At 31.4% G+C, this 18,892-nt stretch carries 12 protein-coding genes and 1 other annotated feature; of the genes, 11 read left to right on the forward strand and 1 reads right to left on the reverse strand.

What is annotated here, in order from left to right:
* Positions 1–192 precede the first annotated feature (192 nt).
* Together DMR38_RS10355 and DMR38_RS10360 are read left to right on the forward strand one after the other, a co-directional pair.
* A complete protein-coding gene (locus DMR38_RS10355; protein ID WP_127721249.1) occupies positions 193–2,838 on the forward strand; it encodes a penicillin-binding transpeptidase domain-containing protein in 2,646 nt (881 codons plus the stop codon).
* Positions 2,839–3,032: 194 nt separating this feature from the next.
* Entirely contained in the window at positions 3,033–4,379 is a 1,347-nt protein-coding gene (locus DMR38_RS10360; protein WP_127721250.1) for a [Fe-Fe] hydrogenase large subunit C-terminal domain-containing protein, read from the forward strand.
* A 154-nt stretch (positions 4,380–4,533) separates the two neighbouring features.
* Here the strand turns inward: DMR38_RS10360 and DMR38_RS10365 are convergent, their stop codons facing one another.
* The gene (locus DMR38_RS10365; RefSeq protein ID WP_127721251.1) at positions 4,534–5,838 is read right to left on the reverse strand and encodes a DUF2334 domain-containing protein; all 1,305 of its coding nucleotides are present in this window, start codon (positions 5,836–5,838) and stop codon (positions 4,534–4,536) included.
* A gap of 309 nt (positions 5,839–6,147) precedes the next feature.
* On the opposite strand from DMR38_RS10365, the gene DMR38_RS10370 reads away from it, so the two are divergent.
* The 9 genes from DMR38_RS10370 to DMR38_RS10405 all read left to right on the forward strand — a co-directional run bounded on the left by DMR38_RS10370 (position 6,148) and on the right by DMR38_RS10405 (position 18,831).
* Complete coding sequence (locus DMR38_RS10370; protein WP_127721252.1) at positions 6,148–7,368, forward strand: exonuclease SbcCD subunit D; 1,221 nt, start codon at positions 6,148–6,150, stop codon at positions 7,366–7,368.
* Positions 7,355–10,849, forward strand: a complete 3,495-nt coding sequence (locus tag DMR38_RS10375) for an AAA family ATPase (RefSeq protein ID WP_127721253.1) — start codon at positions 7,355–7,357, stop codon at positions 10,847–10,849. Before DMR38_RS10370 ends, DMR38_RS10375 begins: the two co-directional genes overlap by 14 nt.
* 64 nt (positions 10,850–10,913) lie before the next feature.
* Positions 10,914–11,113, forward strand: a binding site (T-box leader).
* Between the two features lie 166 nt (positions 11,114–11,279).
* Positions 11,280–12,083, forward strand: coding sequence for an electron transfer flavoprotein subunit beta/FixA family protein (locus DMR38_RS10380; protein ID WP_127721254.1), 804 nt, complete (start codon positions 11,280–11,282; stop codon positions 12,081–12,083).
* A 4-nt stretch (positions 12,084–12,087) separates the two neighbouring features.
* Entirely contained in the window at positions 12,088–13,086 is a 999-nt protein-coding gene (locus DMR38_RS10385) for an electron transfer flavoprotein subunit alpha/FixB family protein (RefSeq protein ID WP_127721255.1), read from the forward strand.
* Between the two features lie 22 nt (positions 13,087–13,108).
* Positions 13,109–14,515, forward strand: a complete 1,407-nt coding sequence (locus DMR38_RS10390) for an FAD-binding oxidoreductase (RefSeq protein WP_127721256.1) — start codon at positions 13,109–13,111, stop codon at positions 14,513–14,515.
* 121 nt (positions 14,516–14,636) lie between these two features.
* Positions 14,637–15,545 carry a ketopantoate reductase family protein gene (locus DMR38_RS10395; protein ID WP_127721257.1) on the forward strand — a complete coding sequence of 303 codons (909 nt, stop codon included), beginning with the start codon at positions 14,637–14,639 and terminating at the stop codon, positions 15,543–15,545.
* A 168-nt stretch (positions 15,546–15,713) separates the two neighbouring features.
* Entirely contained in the window at positions 15,714–17,630 is a 1,917-nt protein-coding gene (locus tag DMR38_RS10400) for a [Fe-Fe] hydrogenase large subunit C-terminal domain-containing protein (protein WP_127721258.1), read from the forward strand.
* A 98-nt stretch (positions 17,631–17,728) separates the two neighbouring features.
* Positions 17,729–17,899, forward strand: coding sequence for a hypothetical protein (locus DMR38_RS21835; protein WP_175412982.1), 171 nt, complete (start codon positions 17,729–17,731; stop codon positions 17,897–17,899).
* On the forward strand, positions 17,893–18,831 hold the full coding sequence (locus DMR38_RS10405; RefSeq protein WP_127721259.1) for an AEC family transporter: 939 nt from the start codon (positions 17,893–17,895) through the stop codon (positions 18,829–18,831). Before DMR38_RS21835 ends, DMR38_RS10405 begins: the two co-directional genes overlap by 7 nt.
* Positions 18,832–18,892 lie beyond the last annotated feature (61 nt).

Here is an 18,892-nt window from a genome sequence, read left to right on the forward strand (position 1 = left end):
CTTTGATTTGGTGACAGTCGCTTTCACAGAGTGCGTGGAAGTATTAGAATAGGTAGTCATCGGATAAATTATCACAGATATGAAAAATATATACATATTATATGTTATAATTTATATATTACAATAATTTTATTATTTACCATCTTATATCATCTTTAGTATAAGCTAAAATGAATTTAGGGGAGATATTTTATGAATGAAAAAAAGAGATTTAGTATTACAAGATATACTATTCTTATAGCAATTATGATAATTATTTTTTTAATAATAATTGTAAGGCTTTTTTTTCTTCAAGTAGTGCAAGGCGCTGAATACAAGGAAAAGGCAAGCAATAAATCTATAAAAGAAATTTCAGACATAGCTCCAAGAGGGAAAATCTTGGATTCTAAGGGCAATATTTTAGCTGCCAGCACCCAGGGATACATGTTGATATATAATCAGACTAATAATAAGGATAAAGTTTTTTTCAGTACTATGAATAAGGTATTTAAAATATTGGATGATAGTGGTGAGAGTCAGCGGGATGATTTTGAACTAAAAGTGAATCCTTATAGATTTGAATTTAGAAGTGATGATGAGGATACAAGAAAAAATCTTGAAATTAAGTTTAAAAGAGATCGGGGATTAAATGAGGACTTAGAAAAAAATATCAGGAAAAAAAGCAAGAATATATCTGATGATGAACTTAAAGTACAGGTTAATAAAGAACTTTTGAATATGTCTCCAGAGGATACCTTCAAAAAGCTTATGAAACGATATGGTATAAGTAGTACTTATCCTCTTGAACAACAGAGAAGACTCATGATTATAAAAGACACCTTAAAAATGAATAGCTTTTTAGGATATAAACCTGTTATTGTGGCCAGCAATATAAAAAAGGAAACTGCCTTTAAATTTTTGCAAATATTAAATGAACTCCCAGGAATGGATGTAACTACAGAACCTATAAGATCTTATCCAAATGGAGATTTAGGATCCAACTTTTTAGGGTACATATCAAAAATATCTTCTAGTTATGAAAAATATACAGAAAAAGGATATGATGTAAATAGTGATTACGTAGGGCAAGCGGGAATTGAAGGAGCTCTTGAGGACAGACTAAAAGGATCAAAAGGTGGAAAGATAGTAAAGTTGAATAAAAATGGGAAAATAACTGAAGAACTTGGGGAAAAGGAATCGTGTCCTGGACAGACAGTACAGCTTACTATAGATACAAATGTACAAAAAGCTGCAGAAAATTCCCTTGAAAGTACTCTGGCAGATCTTAGGCGTAATCCTTATGAGCAGCCAGGATCAAATACTTCAAATGCTACAAGAGGAGCAGCTGTAGCAGTAAATGTCAATACGGGAGCAATAATAGCAATGGCTCAAGTACCAAGATATGATCCAAATTTGTTTACGGTACCAGGAAATTTGAGTTCGGAAATGTACAATAAATATTTCAACCCTAATCTAGAACAATTTGGAAGAAATTATATTGAAACACGAGGAATTACATCTAATTATCCAGGAGAAAGTGAGGATGAAGTGTTAAATGAACTTTTCCCAATTGATAAAAGCATAAAGAACAATACTACTATGAGAAAGGATGTATATGACATATACCCAAAACCTTTTTATAATTATGCCACTCAATCTCTTATTCCTCCAGGTTCTACTTTTAAACCCATAACTGCTATTGCAGGTCTTGAAACTGGAGTTATAACTCCAGATTTTACTGTAGATGATCAAGGTAAATTTGATCAGGGAGGAAAAATAGTAGTGTTTAAGTCGGATGGCCCTCAAGGAGTTGTAAATCTTATAAGTGCCATAGAGAAATCCAGTAACCCCTATTTCATGACAGTGGCAGAAAAGCTTAGAAATGCGCTTGGAGATAATATTCTGGCAAAATATGCATGGAAATTTGGACTGGGTATAGATCCAAACAGTAATGTTAAAGCTGCTACGGGAATAGAGATATCAGAAAAGTTTGGGCAAGTATATAATACTGTGTCGAATAAAAATGCTTATGCTAGCACTTATCTTTGGAAAACTATGTCTGTACTTAAAAATGGGCAAGATGACTACGGACACAAGATTGTTACAGTAGATTTATATGATAACGATAATGATTCAAAAGAAACAACACAAATTAAAAATAATATTAAAAATCTTATAAAAGATTGTATAAAAAATGGAACTAGTTCTTTTGACAAATCAAAATATAAGGAATTATTTTCAGAACTTACATCAAAGGATGCTAATAATAAAAAGGATATTAGTGACAGCCAAATGAATAGTTTAATTAGTGCAATATATAGTATTACTATTTCAGATGCCAATGCACAACTAAAAGTACCTGCAAACATAGAAAATGCTGCTATAGGTCAAGGATTAAATCAATTTACGCCTCTTCAAATAGTGAATTATGTTGCAACTCTTGCAAATGGAGGTACTAGATATAAACTCCACTTGGTAGATCAATACCTAGATACAGATGGAAAAGTAATTAAAAAAATCAAGCCAGAGGTTATAAAAAAAACTGGTGTCAGTGCTGCAAATTTGGAATCTGTCAAAGAAGGAATGAATGCCGTTAATGAAAATGGTACAGCATCTAGTGTATTTAATGGATTCCCAATAAGTGCAGCAGGTAAAACAGGTACTGCTCAAAGTCTTGGTAATCAAGAACAAGTTGGAAGAACCGACTATGCAGAGTATGTAGGATTTGCTCCTAGTGATAAACCAAAGATAGCAGTATGTGTGGTTTTATTTGATGGTGGTCACGGAGGAGTTGGTGCAGCTTCTGTAGCCAAAGACATTTATTCTTCATACTTTAACATAAATAGTAAAATTAAATAAATATTCATTGCTGCAGTACTATATTCTACTGTTTGAATAGTGTACTTAAATGCTCCTCTAGGTTTAACAAAAATTTGTGGTTATTATATCTCAGATAAGGAAAGTATATTAGTTATTAGAAGCTATTGAATCAGAAGAAATTGATGGTAATGAGCAGGTTTTTGAGGAACAGTTAAGAGGAGATGTAGTGTAAATTGAGAGATGATTATAGGAATCTATTTAAATCCATAATAAAGTCATATTATAGCGGAAATTTTGAAGAAGAAGTGATGTCGTTTTTATTAGAGTCTAAAATAGATAAACAAGAATTGTGTAAGATTATATCTACATTGTGCGGCACTAATGTAGATTACAGTTCTAACTTTATAGAAAATTTGAAAAAAGCAATAAAGTCTTATAAACAAGATGGTAAAGTAATCAATAAAGTTAAAGACTGTTCCATGGAATGTATGGATGAAAAAGGTGAGATATTATGTCAAAAAACATGCCCTTTTGATGCAATTTCTATAGACAATAACAAAAATTGTGCTTACATAGATAAAGAAAAGTGTACTGATTGTGGTTTTTGTGTAGATGTTTGTCCTACTGGGGGAATAATGGATAAAGTTCAGTTCATTCCTCTTTTCGATATTTTAAAAAGCAAATCTCCAGTTGTGGCTATAGTGGCTCCTGCCATAATAGGACAGTTTGGGGAGGATGTTACTATGGATCAACTTAGGACTGCTTTTAAAAAACTGGGATTTACTGATATGATTGAAGTGGCATTTTTTGCAGATATGCTTACTTTAAAGGAATCTATTGAATTTGACAATCATGTAAAAAATGAAAAAGATTTTATGATAACTTCCTGCTGCTGTCCTATGTGGGTGGCTATGGTAAAAAAGGTATACAGTAATTTGGTTAAACACGTATCTCCTTCTGTATCTCCAATGGTTGCAGGAGGAAGAGTACTTAAAAAGTTAAGTCCTTACTGCAAGGTAGTGTTTATAGGTCCATGTATTGCTAAAAAATCTGAAGCAAAGGAAGGAGACATAAAAGGAGCAATAGATTTTGTACTTACTTTTGAAGAATTAAGAGATATATTTGATGCTTTTCATATAGTTCCATCTAAACTTGAAGGAGATTTTTCCTCTAAATATTCTTCTAGAGGGGGAAGATTATATGCCCGTACAGGTGGAGTTTCTATTGCAGTAAGCGAAGCTGTGGAAAGAATTTTTCCTGAAAAGCATAAACTATTTAGTGCAATTCAGGCAAATGGCATTAGAGAATGTAAAGAAATGCTTACCAAGGTGCAAAATGGAGAGATAAAAGCTAATTTTATTGAAGGAATGGGCTGCATTGGTGGATGTGTAGGTGGTCCCAAAGCAATTGTACTTAAGGATGAAGGTAGGGATCGAGTAAATAAATTTGCACAAGATTCTGAAATAAAAGTTGCTGTAGATAGTGAATGTATGCATGGAGTATTACATGCTTTGAATATACATTCTATAGATGATTTTAAGGATGAGAAAAAAATAGAATTATTGGAACGAAAATTTTAATTTTATAGAGAGTTTCTAAACCAAAAATAAACTTATGCTCCGAATATTTTACAACCACAAGTACAGTTAAATATTTCTATGCATAAGCTTATTTTTTAGTTAGAAACTTCATAAAATTTTTTAATTTGAAATTATATGAAACAAATAAGTTGGTTTATTTGCTTCTTAATAAATTATCTATACTATTAAAGTTATATCCCTTTTTATTAAGTACTTCTACTATCTGGTGCAGTGGTGAATTGGTTGAATAAGTGTAAGTTGGGTATCCATTTTTCTCTGTTGAAAGATTTATATAATCAAACTCAATGTAGGGGTGGTAGAATAAACTTGCAACCGTATTGTCATTTAGTTCCCTTATTTTATTCAACATATTTCTACAATAATTTTTACCATCTACATATCCTAATGGAGTTGGAATGTAAACAGCTTTTCTGTGACTGTTTTCAAACTTTACAATATGTTTGGATTCTGTAAAACCTCCATTTATTGAATAAGGTTCATACATATAATTGAAGGATTTTTCCACTACTTTCATTTGTTCGGGTAGTATGGCATAATGGGGTGCTTCGAAAAAATCACAATTTATATCCAATGCCTTTGCTGTCTGTATAGCCTTATTAATTCTATCCTTAGCATATTCAGCACTTGCTGGAATGTTATCTTTTTTACTTCGGTGAAATTCTATTGCGTCAATGCTTTTTGCATTTCCATATTGATGGGTGTATCCATGAAGTCCTAAAATACCATTTTTATTTATCATGTAGTCTAATGTGAATACAAAATCAGCATTAAACATATTATTTTTTCCCAATAAATTGTTGTCTATATTCATGGAAGGGTCAATATATCTTGGAACCCAGGCAACGTAAAATATTGTTCCTTTACCATATAAATAATCAGTTACTATCCTCAATTTCTCTAAGGTTTCATGGGAATTGTAAAGCCCTCCGGCAGAAATGTCCTCTAATCTCAGTAAAGCTGCTTTTTTCTTTATAGGGGTTGTACTTAATGTAACTATATCCTTATTTTTATAAAAGCATATTTCTGAACTTTTTTCATTCCAATAAGTTTTTAAATTAAACATATTTGTAAAATCAAATAGGGATATATATAAAATATTTTGTTTTAAAAACGTTTTGTGCCTTAACTTATATGTTGTTCCATTTATTTTATAAGTAGTTCCTTTAGTATCGATAAGAGAGCGTGTTGAGAGAAAATTTAATTCAGCTTTTCTATGTTTTACTGAAAATTTTCCATCTAAATTGGATACTATTTCATTTACAGGTATATAATATATGTTGTTTTTTACACCTATAGGTAAGTCAATCTTAATCTTTTTATTTTCATAAATTAAGTTTATAGGTGTTTTTTTTAAGTTGAAGATGTCTAGTGAAAAATTTTTATAGCTGGAGCTGCCTTTTACATTAATTATACTGTCTTTAAAAATTATCGTACCCAATAATGTAAAAACAGTAAGTGCAATTATAATTTTTAATATAGTAAATTTGCGATTCCTAATAATATCACTTCTTTCAAAAATTATACTTTAATACTATTTATTATACTACTTTTATAGAAATATATGTATTTGGTTAAATTTAACGGAGATGGTTAAAAACATATAAGGATTAAATACGTCCCTATTGAGGTAGGTGAAATAATTTTATGTTATAATATAGTAAAATTTAGAGTCCATAGTAAATGGTTAAAAACGCATAAGTAGCTAATTACTTATGATGTTTTTGGTGAAAGGTTTGGAGGAGAATTAATGAGAATTTTGCATACTTCTGATTGGCATTTGGGAAAAAATCTAGAGGGACATAGTCGTATGGATGAGCAGGAGGCTTTCCTCAAAGATTTTGTACATATAGTTTCGGATAACAATGTGGATTTAATAATTATTGCAGGAGACATTTATGATAGTCCTAATCCACCTGCAAGGGCGGAAAAAATGTTTTATGATACGCTAAAAAAACTGTCTTCAAATGGGGAGAGAGTGACCTTGGTTATAGCAGGCAATCATGATAATCCTGACAGGTTAGTAGCAGCAGGACCTTTAGCCAGAGATCATGGAATTATAATGGTAGGTACACCAAAATCTGTAGTGCCTATAGGAAATTATGGTAGACATACAGTTGTGAATTCGGGAGAAGGATTTATTGAAATTCATATAAATGAAGAAAAAGCTGTCATACTTACAGTTCCTTTTCCAAGTGAAAAGAGGTTAAATGAAGTTTTGTACGGAGATATGGATGAGGAAGAGGAAAGGGCTAAGTCCTATGGTGATAGAATAAAGGCATTGTTTAGTAAATTAAGTGAAAATTATAGAGAGGATACTATAAATATAGTAGTATCTCATTTATTTACTATGGGTAGTGAAGAATCAGGCTCAGAGAGAAATGCCCAGCTTGGAGGAAGCTTTATTGTAGATTCAAGTTGTTTTCCTCAAAATGCTCAGTATATTGCACTTGGTCACATACATAAACCTCAAATAGTACCATCTACGGAAAAGAGGGCTAGGTATTCGGGATCTCCTTTAGAATACAATAAAAAAGAAATTAATTTTAAAAAGAAATGCTTTATTATAGATATAAAAGCAGGAGAAAAGTGTACAGTAAATGATATAGAATTTAAAACGTATAAACCCATAGAGGTGTGGAAGTGTAAAAATATTCAGGATGCAATAGAAAAATGTGAAGAAAACAAGGATAGGAATTGCTGGGTCTATTTGGAGATAACTACGGACAGGTATATAAGAGAAGATGAAATAAAAATAATGAAAACTACTAAAAAAGATATAATTGAAATCATGCCTAAAATAGTTGAAAAAAGTAATGATAATTTTGACATAAGTAGTTTTTCACAGAAATCCTTTAAGGATGTTTTTAAAGAGTTTTATTTAAAAGAGAGAAAAGTAGAACCTCAGGAAGAATTAGTAAATATGTTATTGTCTGTTGTGGAAGGTGATGAAAATAATGAGGCCAATTAGACTTAAAATAAAAGGGTTAAACAGTTTTATAGAATCACAATGTATAGATTTTAGGAAATTGACCCAAAGAGGTTTGTTTGGAATATTTGGGCCTACGGGAAGTGGAAAATCAACCATACTTGACGGTATGACGCTGGCCTTATATGGTGAAACATCCAGAAAAAGTTCAAATTACATCAATATAAATTGTAATACTTTAAGCGTTAGTTTTGAATTCCAGATATCTGGAAGAAATGTAAAAAAATACAGAGTTGAAAGAGAATTTAAAAGAGACAATAAAACAGGTAGCCCTAGAAGTAAGTTAGCTAAAATAGTAGATGTTACAGATGATGTAGAAAAGATATTAGAAGAAGGGGCTAGAAATGTAACTGAAAAATGTGAGGATGTTATTGGTCTTAGGCTAGAAGATTTTACAAGGACTGTAGTTTTACCCCAGGGCAAATTTAGTGAATTTTTAAGGCTTGAGGGAAAAGACAGAAGAAATATGCTTGAAAGACTTTTTAACCTTCAAGAATATGGTTATGAGCTTTCTGAAAAATTGTCAAAGAAGATTGGCAGGGAAAAAGATAAGGCAAATTTAATTGAAGGCGAGCTAAAGGGTTATGAAAATATAAATGAGAAAATTTTGGAGGAGAAGAAAAAGGTACTTTGTGGATTAAATAGAAATTATGATAAGTGTCAAAGTGAACTAGTTGATTCGCAAAATGAATTTAATAAGGGTAGAGAACTGTGGAATCTTCAAGAAGAGTTAAAACATCAATTGATAGAGCAGGGGAAGCTTAAGAAAAATGAAGCATACATAGATGAAATTCAGCAAAAAGTTTTATTAGGGGAAAGTGCAGCAAAGGTAAAACCTTATGTTGATGAATATGAAGATACACTTTCAAAAATTAGAAGTGTAGAAAAAGAACTTTTGATTTTAAATGATACTATGACATCTATAAAAAATAATAAAGATGAAATAGAAAGTAAATTAGAAAATGCAAAAAATAAAAGAAATAATGAATTGCCTGATTTAAAAATAAAGGAACAAAAGGCTATTGAGGCAATAGAAGAAAAGTCAGTTTTAAATATATTGATTCATGATAAAGAAAAATTAGAAAAAAATATTGCAGTTTTAAAACAAGATTTACAGGCTAATAGTAAGGCTATAGAAAAAAGTGAGGCAGAGATTAGTAGAATAAACTCTCAGATAAAAGATAGTGAAAATAAAATGCAGGCTTTGAAAATTTCTGAAGAGTATAAGAAAAAAGTTAATGAAGGCATAGTGATTTTGAACAACCTTGAAAGTATTGGTGAACAGAAAAAAAGTACGGCTAGAGATATGGAAAGCTTGAAGTCAAGTATTGAAACTGAAGAAAAGAAAAGTGAAATACTAGCTAAAAAAAATAATGAAAAATCTAATTTATTAGAAGATAACAATAAGTTATTGAATAATTTAATAGAGAACTGTCCGGGGGATCAAAACTCACTTTTAACTTTGCAGAAAAGTTTAACAGATGTAAGAGACAAATGGACTAAATATTATGAATATGAAGGTGATTTACACAGCAGCACTACTTTAATAGAAAAACTTAAAATTGAGCTTCAAAACATGAAAAGTGAAAAAGATAATTTGGAAAATGAAATTGAAGAAATAGATAAAAAAGTAAAAAAGATTGAAGCTGAAAATTTGGCACATACATTGAGGAAATCTTTAGTAGAAGGAGAGCCCTGTCCTGTATGTGGATCAGTTCATCATGTTGTAGAAAATGTTATAATTTTAGATTCAAGTAATTTGAAAGAGATAAAACTTGATTTGGATGCAAAAATTCAAAAAAGTAATAAATTAAATAATGAAATAGTGAAAATAGATACGAATATTAAAGTACAAAAAGAAAACGCAGCAGATAGACAGAAAAAAATAAAAGAATTAGGTGAGAATTTTAAAGCATTTCCTTTAAAAAATCTTGAAAGTAAGTTTAATAATTTAAAGAAAGCTGTGGATGAATTCAATAATAAAAAAATAGCTCTGGAAAATAAGATTAAAATTTTAAATCAAGATAAAAGTGTCATAGAAATTGAGTACAGTAAATCAGTTACGAGAAAGGTAGAAAACAGGTCTCAGCTTCAAAAGTTACAGGAAAGCTTTCAGAAAATAGACCAGAAGTATGCAAAAGTAAATAAAAAATATGAATTGTTGAAACAAGAACTTGGTATTTGCAATTTTAAAGAAAAGAATGAGGAAATACTTGAAAAGGAGAAAAGTAGAACATTACTTGAAAATGTTATAAAAAATATAAGAAAAAATTTAGAAATTGAGCAAAGAAAAAAAGAGAGCTTAAATGAAAAATTAATGACTTTACAGACCCAGTTAAGTAAAAACAGTGCTACCTTCGTAGAAAAAAATAAAAGCATACTAGAAAAAGAAAATAGTATAAAAGATAAAGCCTGTGGTAGGGAAGACTTAGAAAATTTAAAAAGAGAAATATCAGGTAACATAAAAAAAATAGAATATGAATATGAGAAAATAGAAAAAAACAACAAAAAAATAGAAAAGCAGTATAATGAATGCAGTAGCAGTATAATAGCAGCTCAGAAAAATTTAGTTAGCTTAAATGAGAGGTGTACAGATGACCTGGAAAATTTAAAAAAGGCCCTGTTAGAAGAAAAAATTGAAAATATGGTTGAGGCTAAAAATAACTATATGTCTAAAGATAAAATTGAGGAACTTAAGATTAAAATAGAACAATATAGAAATGCAAGTGTTAAAATAATTGGTACTATAGAAAATCTTAATACAAAAATAGGTGACAGGAGTTTAAGCGAAGACAGATGGATTGAAATACAAAGTACTAGGGATAAAAATACTGAAACTTTAGAAAAATTAAAAAAAGATAAAATAGAGCTTGAAAGGGAAGTTAAAGATATAGACGAAAAAATAGGTCAGCTTACAAAACTTTTAAATAAAAAACAGAAACTAGAACATGAATTAAGTCTTTTAGATGATCTGGATAAACTGTTCAAAGGAAAAAAATTTGTGGAATTTGTAGCACAGAATCAGCTGAAATATATATCCATAGAAGCAGACAAGAGGTTAAAGGAGATTACCTGTGGAAATTATGGGTTGGAAGTTGATAAGGATGGCAGATTCATTATAAGGGATTATAAAAATGGTGGAGCACAAAGAGATGCATCTACTTTATCTGGGGGAGAGACTTTTGTAACATCACTGGCACTGGCACTGGCACTATCCGCCCAAATACAATTAAAAGGAAGTGCGCCGCTAGAATTATTTTTCCTGGATGAAGGTTTTGGAACTCTTGATGATAACCTCCTGGAGGTGGTTATGGATTCCCTGGAGAAAATTCATAATGATAGGTTGTCCATAGGTATAATAAGCCATCTTGAATCAATTAAAGATAGGATGCCTGTAAAGCTTATAGTTGCTCCTGCAGAGGCAGGAATGGGTGGAAGTAAAGTTAAAATAGAAATAAATTAATTATGAAATCATTGGAATTCTTTATTGACATTGGTTTAAACTTATAGTAAACTCGTGTTTAAAGATAAAAGCAATGACAGGACTAGTAGATATGTTAAATATTTTAAAGAGAGTGGGACAAGGTGAAATCTCATAAATATACATATCTAAGATCACCCTGGAGCTGTAAGCTGAACATATTGTAAGCTGATCCGGCTTGTATAGGCCGTTATATGAATTAAGTAGAAAATGGGTGGTACCGCGACAGACTTTTTCGCCCCAGCGAAAGAGAGCTGTTTTTTTTATACACCAAAAGAATAGGTTAAAGGTGTAGTAGATATTGCTTTATTTGCCGTCTTTACATTGATAACGCGGTGAAGCTTTATTCTGTATAAGTATGACAGCATATCAGTTAATTTAAAAAATTTACAGAAGGGATGGAGACTTGGTAATGAATATTGTAGTTTTAATTAAACAGGTTCCTGATATGGAAAAAGTAAAATTTGATAGAGAAAAGGGAGTAGTGGATCGTAAATCTGCAGGTGTAGAGATCAATCCATTTGATCTAAATGCACTGGAAGCAGCAGTACAAATAAGTGAAAAAATTGACGCTAAGGTTACAGTAGTAAGCATGGGGCCTCCAAGTGCAGATAAGGCATTAAGGGAATGCATTGCAAGAGGTGCTAATGAAGGAATTCTTATAAGCGATGTAAAATTTGGAGGATCAGATACTAAAGCCACATCATCTATACTTGCAAGTGCAATAAAAAAAATAGGCAGCTGCGATTTGGTAATTGCTGGAGAAAAAACTGTAGATGGAGATACAGGTCAGGTTGGACCTGAAGTTGCAGAATTTTTGGATGTACCTCATGCAAGTTATGTAAGTAAGATTACAGATGCAAGTGATGATAAAATTGAAGTTTGGTCTGAAATATGGGAAGGAACTTATTTAAAAAGTGTAAAGTTACCAGCTTTAATTACAGTTACTAAAGATATAAATGAACCAAGGCTTCCGACTTTTAAAAATAAAATGAAAGCTAGAAAGGCAGAAATACAGACTTTAAAATTTGAAGATTTGAAGGAATACACAGATGTTGATAAAGTTGGCTTTAAAGGATCACCTACAAAGGTTAAAAAGATAGAAGTGCCAAAAATACAGAAAAGACAGGGAAAAATTTATAGAGAAGCGGATGCAGCTAAGGCAGAAGATGAACTTGTAGATATATTTAGAAAAAAGAAAATTTTGGAGGCATAATGATATGGAAAAGGAATATAATGGAGTTTTAGTATTTGCAGAACAGAAAAAAGGGGAAATCCATAAAGTAAGTTATGAACTTCTTGGAAAAGCTAGGGAACTTGCAGGTAAGTTAGGTATACCTGTGTACAGTGCACTTTTAGGACCTTGTTGTATTAAAGCTGAGGAACTTATATACAGGGGTGCAGATAAGGTATTTTATGTTGAAGATGATATATTTAATGCACCGGAAGAGACAGTTTATAAAACTAACCTGGAAAATTTGATTAAGAAAATTAAACCTGAAATTTGTTTAATAGGTGCAACAAGTCTTGGGAGATCACTGGCACCTAGGCTTGCAGCTTCTCTTGAAACAGGGCTTACGGCAGATTGTACGGGCCTTGAAATAGATGAAGATGGAAAACTTATACAAATAAGGCCTGCCTTTAGTGAGAATATATTGGCACATATAAAATCAGACACATATCCACAGATGTCCACAGTAAGATATAAGGAATTTAATGAAAGCAAGAGAGATGAAAATAGAAAAGGTGAAATTGTAAAAGTAGATGCAGTTAAGCCTGAAAATGAACTTGTAAAAGTTATAAAAGAATTGAAATCTCAGGAAGTAAACATCTCTGATGCAAGTGTTGTAGTCGCAGCAGGCAAAGGATTAAAGAAGGCAGAAGATATGGCTATGATAAAAGAACTTGCTGACTTACTTTCCGGTGTAGTAGGAGCTAGCAGGGAGATAGTTGATGATGGTTTTATATCTAAGGATTTTCAGGTAGGGTACAGTGGAAACAGGGTAAAACCTAAATTATATATAGCTTGTGGAATTTCAGGGGCTCCACAGCATTTGGCAGGAATGAAGGAATCAGACTTTATTGTTGCAATTAATACAGACCCATCAGCTCCAATATTTAATGTAGCTGACTATGGAATAGTAGATGATATGTACAAGGTAGTACCTGATTTAATTAATAAAATAAAGCAGGGAAGTTTAGAAACTTTAAGTTGTTAAAATAAAAAAGGGGGCATTAAAAATGAATACTAATTTAATAAAAAATTCACCAGAAAAAGTAGTTGAAAGTTTAAGAAAAGTTGTAGGAAATGATTGGGTTACTAACAATTTATCTCAAATGCAGGGTTATCTTTATGATGAGACTGAAACATTACTTCGTCCAGAAGCATGCAAAGATTGTGTGGTAGTTAAACCAGCTTCATCTGAGGAGATATCAGAAGTGTTAAAGTATGCAAATAAGGAAGTATTGCCTGTAATCGTCAGGGGCGGCGGTACAGGAGTAGTTGCTGGAGCAATACCAACACAGCCAAGCATTATTTTATCCTTGGAGAGATTAAATAAGGTTGTTGAATTTGACGAAAAGAATCTTATGATTACTTTAGAATCTGGAGCAACACTGTCTCAACTACTTGAAGAATTAAATAAGAATGGCAAATTATTTTTTCCTGTACATCCGGGAGATGAAGGTGCACAAGTGGGAGGAATGGTTGCAGCAAATGCAGGTGGTACAAGGGCTGTAAAGCATGGAATTATGAGAAATCATGTTAAAGCGTTGGAAGTAGTTCTTGCCACAGGAGAGATAATTACTTTAGGTGGCAAATTACTAAAAAATAATATGGGTTATGATCTGCTTCAACTTATGATAGGAAGTGAAGGAACTCTTGGCATTATTACAAAAGTAACACTTAGATTATATGCAAGAAGTAAATACAATGGAACATTACTGGTTTCATTTAACAGCCAGAGAGATGCCTGTGATGCAGTACCTGAAATACTGCAAGAGGGAATCACACCTCTTGCCATTGAATACATGGATAGAGTAATATCTGAAAAATCAGCAGAGCAGCTTGGAACTACCTGGCCTGCAGCTAAAGGTTCTGTAGATTTGATGTTCATATTGGACGAATGCAGTGAAGATGATTTGTATTCTAATAGTGAAAAACTTGTAGAAATATGTGAAAAACATGGTTCTGTAGATAGCATTGTAGCGGAAACTGAAAAGGATCAGAGACATCTTTTGCAGATAAGAAGTAATGCATATGGTCCTTATAAAGATAATATAGCAGATATTATGGATGTAGCTGTACCACCGTCTTCTGTACCTGATTTCTTTGATGATGTAAAAAGGTTAACTAAAGAGTATGGTAATGAAATTGTATCTCTTGGTCATATAGGAGATGGAAATATTCATAACTTTATCATGGGTGACAATGGCAGACTCCCTGCTAATTATGAGCAGCTTAAAGAAGAGATATACAAGACTGCAATAAAGTATGGTGGAACAATAACAGCAGAGCATGGTACAGGAAAGACTAGAAAGAAGCATATGCCTCTTCAGTTTAGTCAGGCTGAAATAAATATCATGGAGAATATTAAAAGAGCTTTTGACCCAAATAGTATTTTAAGTCCTGGAAATATAGTTGATTAAAAGATATATAAATTTCTAATTCTAATAAGAGTCTGTGTTAGCTCATTATGTGCTGTGAGTAGCACAGGCTTTTTGAATATTAAATTTCCAGTATAATGTTGAAAAAGGAGATGTGTGTAGTATGAAAACCATAAAAAATATATCTGCTATTGGTTTAGGAGCTATTGGATGTGCCTACACCAGTAAATTGTATGATTTTAATCCAGAAGGAATAAAATTTATAGCTGGAGAAGAAAGAGCTGAAAGGTACAAAAAAAATGGATTTATAATTAACGGAAAAAAGTATAATTTTACGTATATAGATCCAAAGGAAAAATGCCAGCCAGCAGATTTGATTATTGTATCCGTAAAGTCAAATCAGTTAACTCAAGCTATATGTGATATGAGAAACCATGTAGGAGAAAATACTATCATAATTTCTCTCATGAATGGCATTACTAGTGAGGAAATTATAGGAGAAGAATATGGAATGGATAAAATGCTTTATGCCTTATGCATTGGCATTGATGGAAATCATAAGGGAAACAATATCAGTTTTTCTAATATCGGAAATATAACTTTTGGAGAAAAAGTAAATAAGGTCTATTCAGAAAAAGTACAAAAAGTAAAGAATCTCTTTGATAATGCAAAAATTCCTTATAAAATTCCAGAAGACATGATGCGTGCTCTGTGGTATAAGTTTATGGTAAATGTAGGTATAAATCAGACTTCAGCAGTTCTTAGGGCAACTTATAGTGTATTTCAAACTAAAAATGAGGCTAAAGAACTTATGGAATCTGCAATGTGGGAAGTGGTAAAATTATCACAAAAAGTAGGGGTTAATTTAAGCAAAAAAGATATAGAAGAATGGTATAAGGTGTTAAATACTTTAGGATCTGACAGCAGGACATCAATGTGTCAGGATATTGTATATGGTAGAAAAACTGAAGTTGATATATTTGCAGGTACTGTTTGCAAGTTAGGAGAGAAATATGGTGTAGACACTCCTGTTAATAAGACACTTTTAAATATAATAAGGTTAATTGAATAGGTAAAAAATATACCCTTTTAAGGGTATATTTTTTTACGCTTTTTTTAAAAATGGGTAAATATTATCACTATAGCATTGTTATACCAATTAGTTTATTGTAAAATAGAATAGGATTGAGTTTCAAGTAAAATCCATTGAAGCTTATGGGGAAATTGAGGGGGTTTTAGTGTGAATAAAAGTCCTGTAACTGTTTTAAAAGAAAAATGTACAGGTTGCAATAAGTGTATAAGAACTTGTCCTATTCTTGGTGCAAATGTTACAACAACTGAAAATGGTGTAAGTAGGGTTTACATAGATGAGGAACGGTGTATTGGATGCGGTGAATGTGTAAAGGTTTGCGAACATGGGGCTAGAGACTTTAACGATAGTACACAAGGCTTTTTTAAGGATTTGAAAAAAGGCAAAAAAATAACAGTAATAGCTGCACCATCTATTATAGTTAATATTAAAAATTACAAGAAATTTTTTGGATATCTTAAATCTTTGGGAGTATCTATAATTTATGATGTTTCTTTCGGTGCAGATATTACTACCTGGGCTTATCTAAAAGCAATGAAGGAGAATAATATTTCTTCTTTAATATCGCAGCCCTGTCCTATCGTGGTTAATTATATTGAAAAATATAAGCCTGAATTAATAGAATATTTAGCGCCTATACACAGTCCTATGATGTGTACTGCTGTTTACTTGAAAAAATATAAGCATATATGTGAAGATATAGCTTTTCTGTCACCCTGTATTGGCAAGTTAATTGAAATCAATGATAAGAATACAGAGGGGTATGTGAAATATAATGTAACCTATAAGAAGATTTTAGACTATTTGAGAGATAATAATGTAAATTTGAATAATTACGATGAAGTTGAATTTGATAATGTTCCTGCTTCTCTGGGGGTTGTTTACAGTTTACCAGGTGGATTAAAAGCAAATGTAAAAGCTAGACCTGAAGAATTACATGTTCTTCAGGTAGAGGGACATAAAGAGGCAATTGAGTACTTGGATAAGTATTCTGATAGAGTTAAAGCTAATAAGATTCTACCTGGTTTGTTGGATATTTTAAATTGTAAAAATGGATGTAATATAGGTACAGCTTCCTTAGACAATTTAACAGAATATGATATTCAATATAGGTTTCATGATATGAAGGTGGAAAAGTTAAGGGAAAAAACTGGCTTGTTTAAGAAAAAAATCAAATCAATAGACAGGTACTTTGATAAAAATCTTAATTTAAACGATTTCGCACGAAAGTATAGTGCACAGAAGGTTAAAAAAATAATTGAACCTTCTCAAAAAGATTATGACAACATATTTAATGAGATGATGAAAACTACAACTTTAGGAAAAGAATTTAACTGTTCTGCTTGTGGATATAGTACTTGCAAGGAAATGGTAAAGATGATTTTTAATGGTATAAATTCTAAGGAAAATTGTATTTATTATGTGAAGAAAAAAATCAATATGGAATATAGCGAACTGGAAGAAAAAAATGAAGAGGTCAAAGAGTCTATAAACAAAATAACTGTACTAGCTGAGGAAAGACAGCGAAAATCAAATGAAATAATTAAATTTGCAAATACTCTATTGGCAGCTATAAATGAAGTAAGTAAAGGAAATGAGGAAAGTGCATCTGCAATTCAAGATATAGTAGAAGAATTAAAATCAATAATGGATATATCAAGTAAGTTAAAGGAAAATATTCATCAAATAAATGAAAAGTTAGATAAATTCACGGATTCGTCAGATAGTATTGTGGCTATTTCAGAGCAGACTAATTTACTTTCGCTGAATGCTGCAATAGAAGCAGCACGTGCAAATGAACATGGAAAAGGTTTTGCAGTAGTAGCAGATGAAGTAAAAAAGCTAGCAGAGCAATCTAAAACCACTGCACAATCTACTAAAAATGAAGAAAATGAAATGATGCAATCTATTTTAAAGGTTATAGAAGTATCTGATTTACTCCAGAACAAAATGGATAATATAAATAGCGATATATTAACTATATCTGAAACTATTCAAGAAATAAGTGCTAAGAGTCAGGAGATAGTTTCTAGCTCTGAAAAGTTAATAAATAGTGAGTCACATTAATTTAATTGAAGCTATTGTGAAAAACTGAGTTGTACAATATATAACTCAGTTTTTTATTGGCTAAATTAGACAGTATAAGACAAGTGAGTTGACCTTGATTGAAAAAGGATATATTATGTAATATGACGTTTATGATATTACTGCAAAAACTTAAGAACTATACTTACGTGTACCACAGCTGCAATTTTGGACAAAAGCTGTCATCTTTTGCATTAGCGGATGCACTTGGTAAATTTGAAGATGAAGATGGTGGGATGAACAAATGGTAGTATTAAATGCAATTGGAAGTGTACTTAGCATAGTAATTATGATATGTACAGGATATGTGCTTACAAAATTTAAATGGCTTAATGAGAACATATCAAAAGTATTTTCAAGATTAGTGTGCAATGTAGCTCTTCCTTGCCTTATGATTTCTAATTTAATGGGTAATTTTACAAGAGATAAATTGGATCATATAGGTAAAGGACTTATTATACCAGTGTTATCTATGGCGATAGGTTATATACTAGCTATATTGATTTCTAAGATAATAAAAGTGAAAAAGGAGAGAACTGGTACATTTCGGTCTATGTTTTTTGTATCTAACTCCATATTTATTGGATTGCCCATAAATTTGGCGTTGTTTGGTTCAAAAAGTGTTCCTTACGTGCTTTTATACTATATAGCAAATACTACTTTTTTTTGGACAATAGGTGCTTATGGAATAAGCTCAGATGGACAAGCTGATAAAAAAACAAGTATTTTTTCAAAGGAAACTTTAAATAGAATATTTTCTCCTCCACTTATGGGATTTATAATAGCAATGATATTTATATTTTGTGGAATAAAACTTCCTAAGTTTGTTATGGATACCTGTAAATACTTTGGAGATATGACAACGCCACTTTCTATGTTGTTTATAGGGATAACAATTTACTATGTGGATATAAAGAAAATGAAGATGAGTAAAGATATATTTTTTGTTCTAATAGGAAGGTTCATTATATCACCAGTTTTAATAATATTTCTGGCAGGTTTCTTCCCTATACCTGAACTCATGAAAAAAGTGTTTATAATACAAGCTGCTATGCCGGTAATGACAAATACTTCTATAGTGGCAAAGGCATATGGTGCTGACTATGAATATGCAGCAGTGGTTACATCATTGACAACGGCTTTAAGTTTACTAGTTATTCCCATATATATGGCTATAATATAGTTGGAAGTTAAGAATTGAAAGTTATCACTTACTCTTAACTTTCAATTATCAACTTTTCACT

It is taken from the genome of Clostridium sp. AWRP, assembly GCF_004006395.2.
Taxonomy (GTDB): domain Bacteria; phylum Bacillota; class Clostridia; order Clostridiales; family Clostridiaceae; genus Clostridium_B.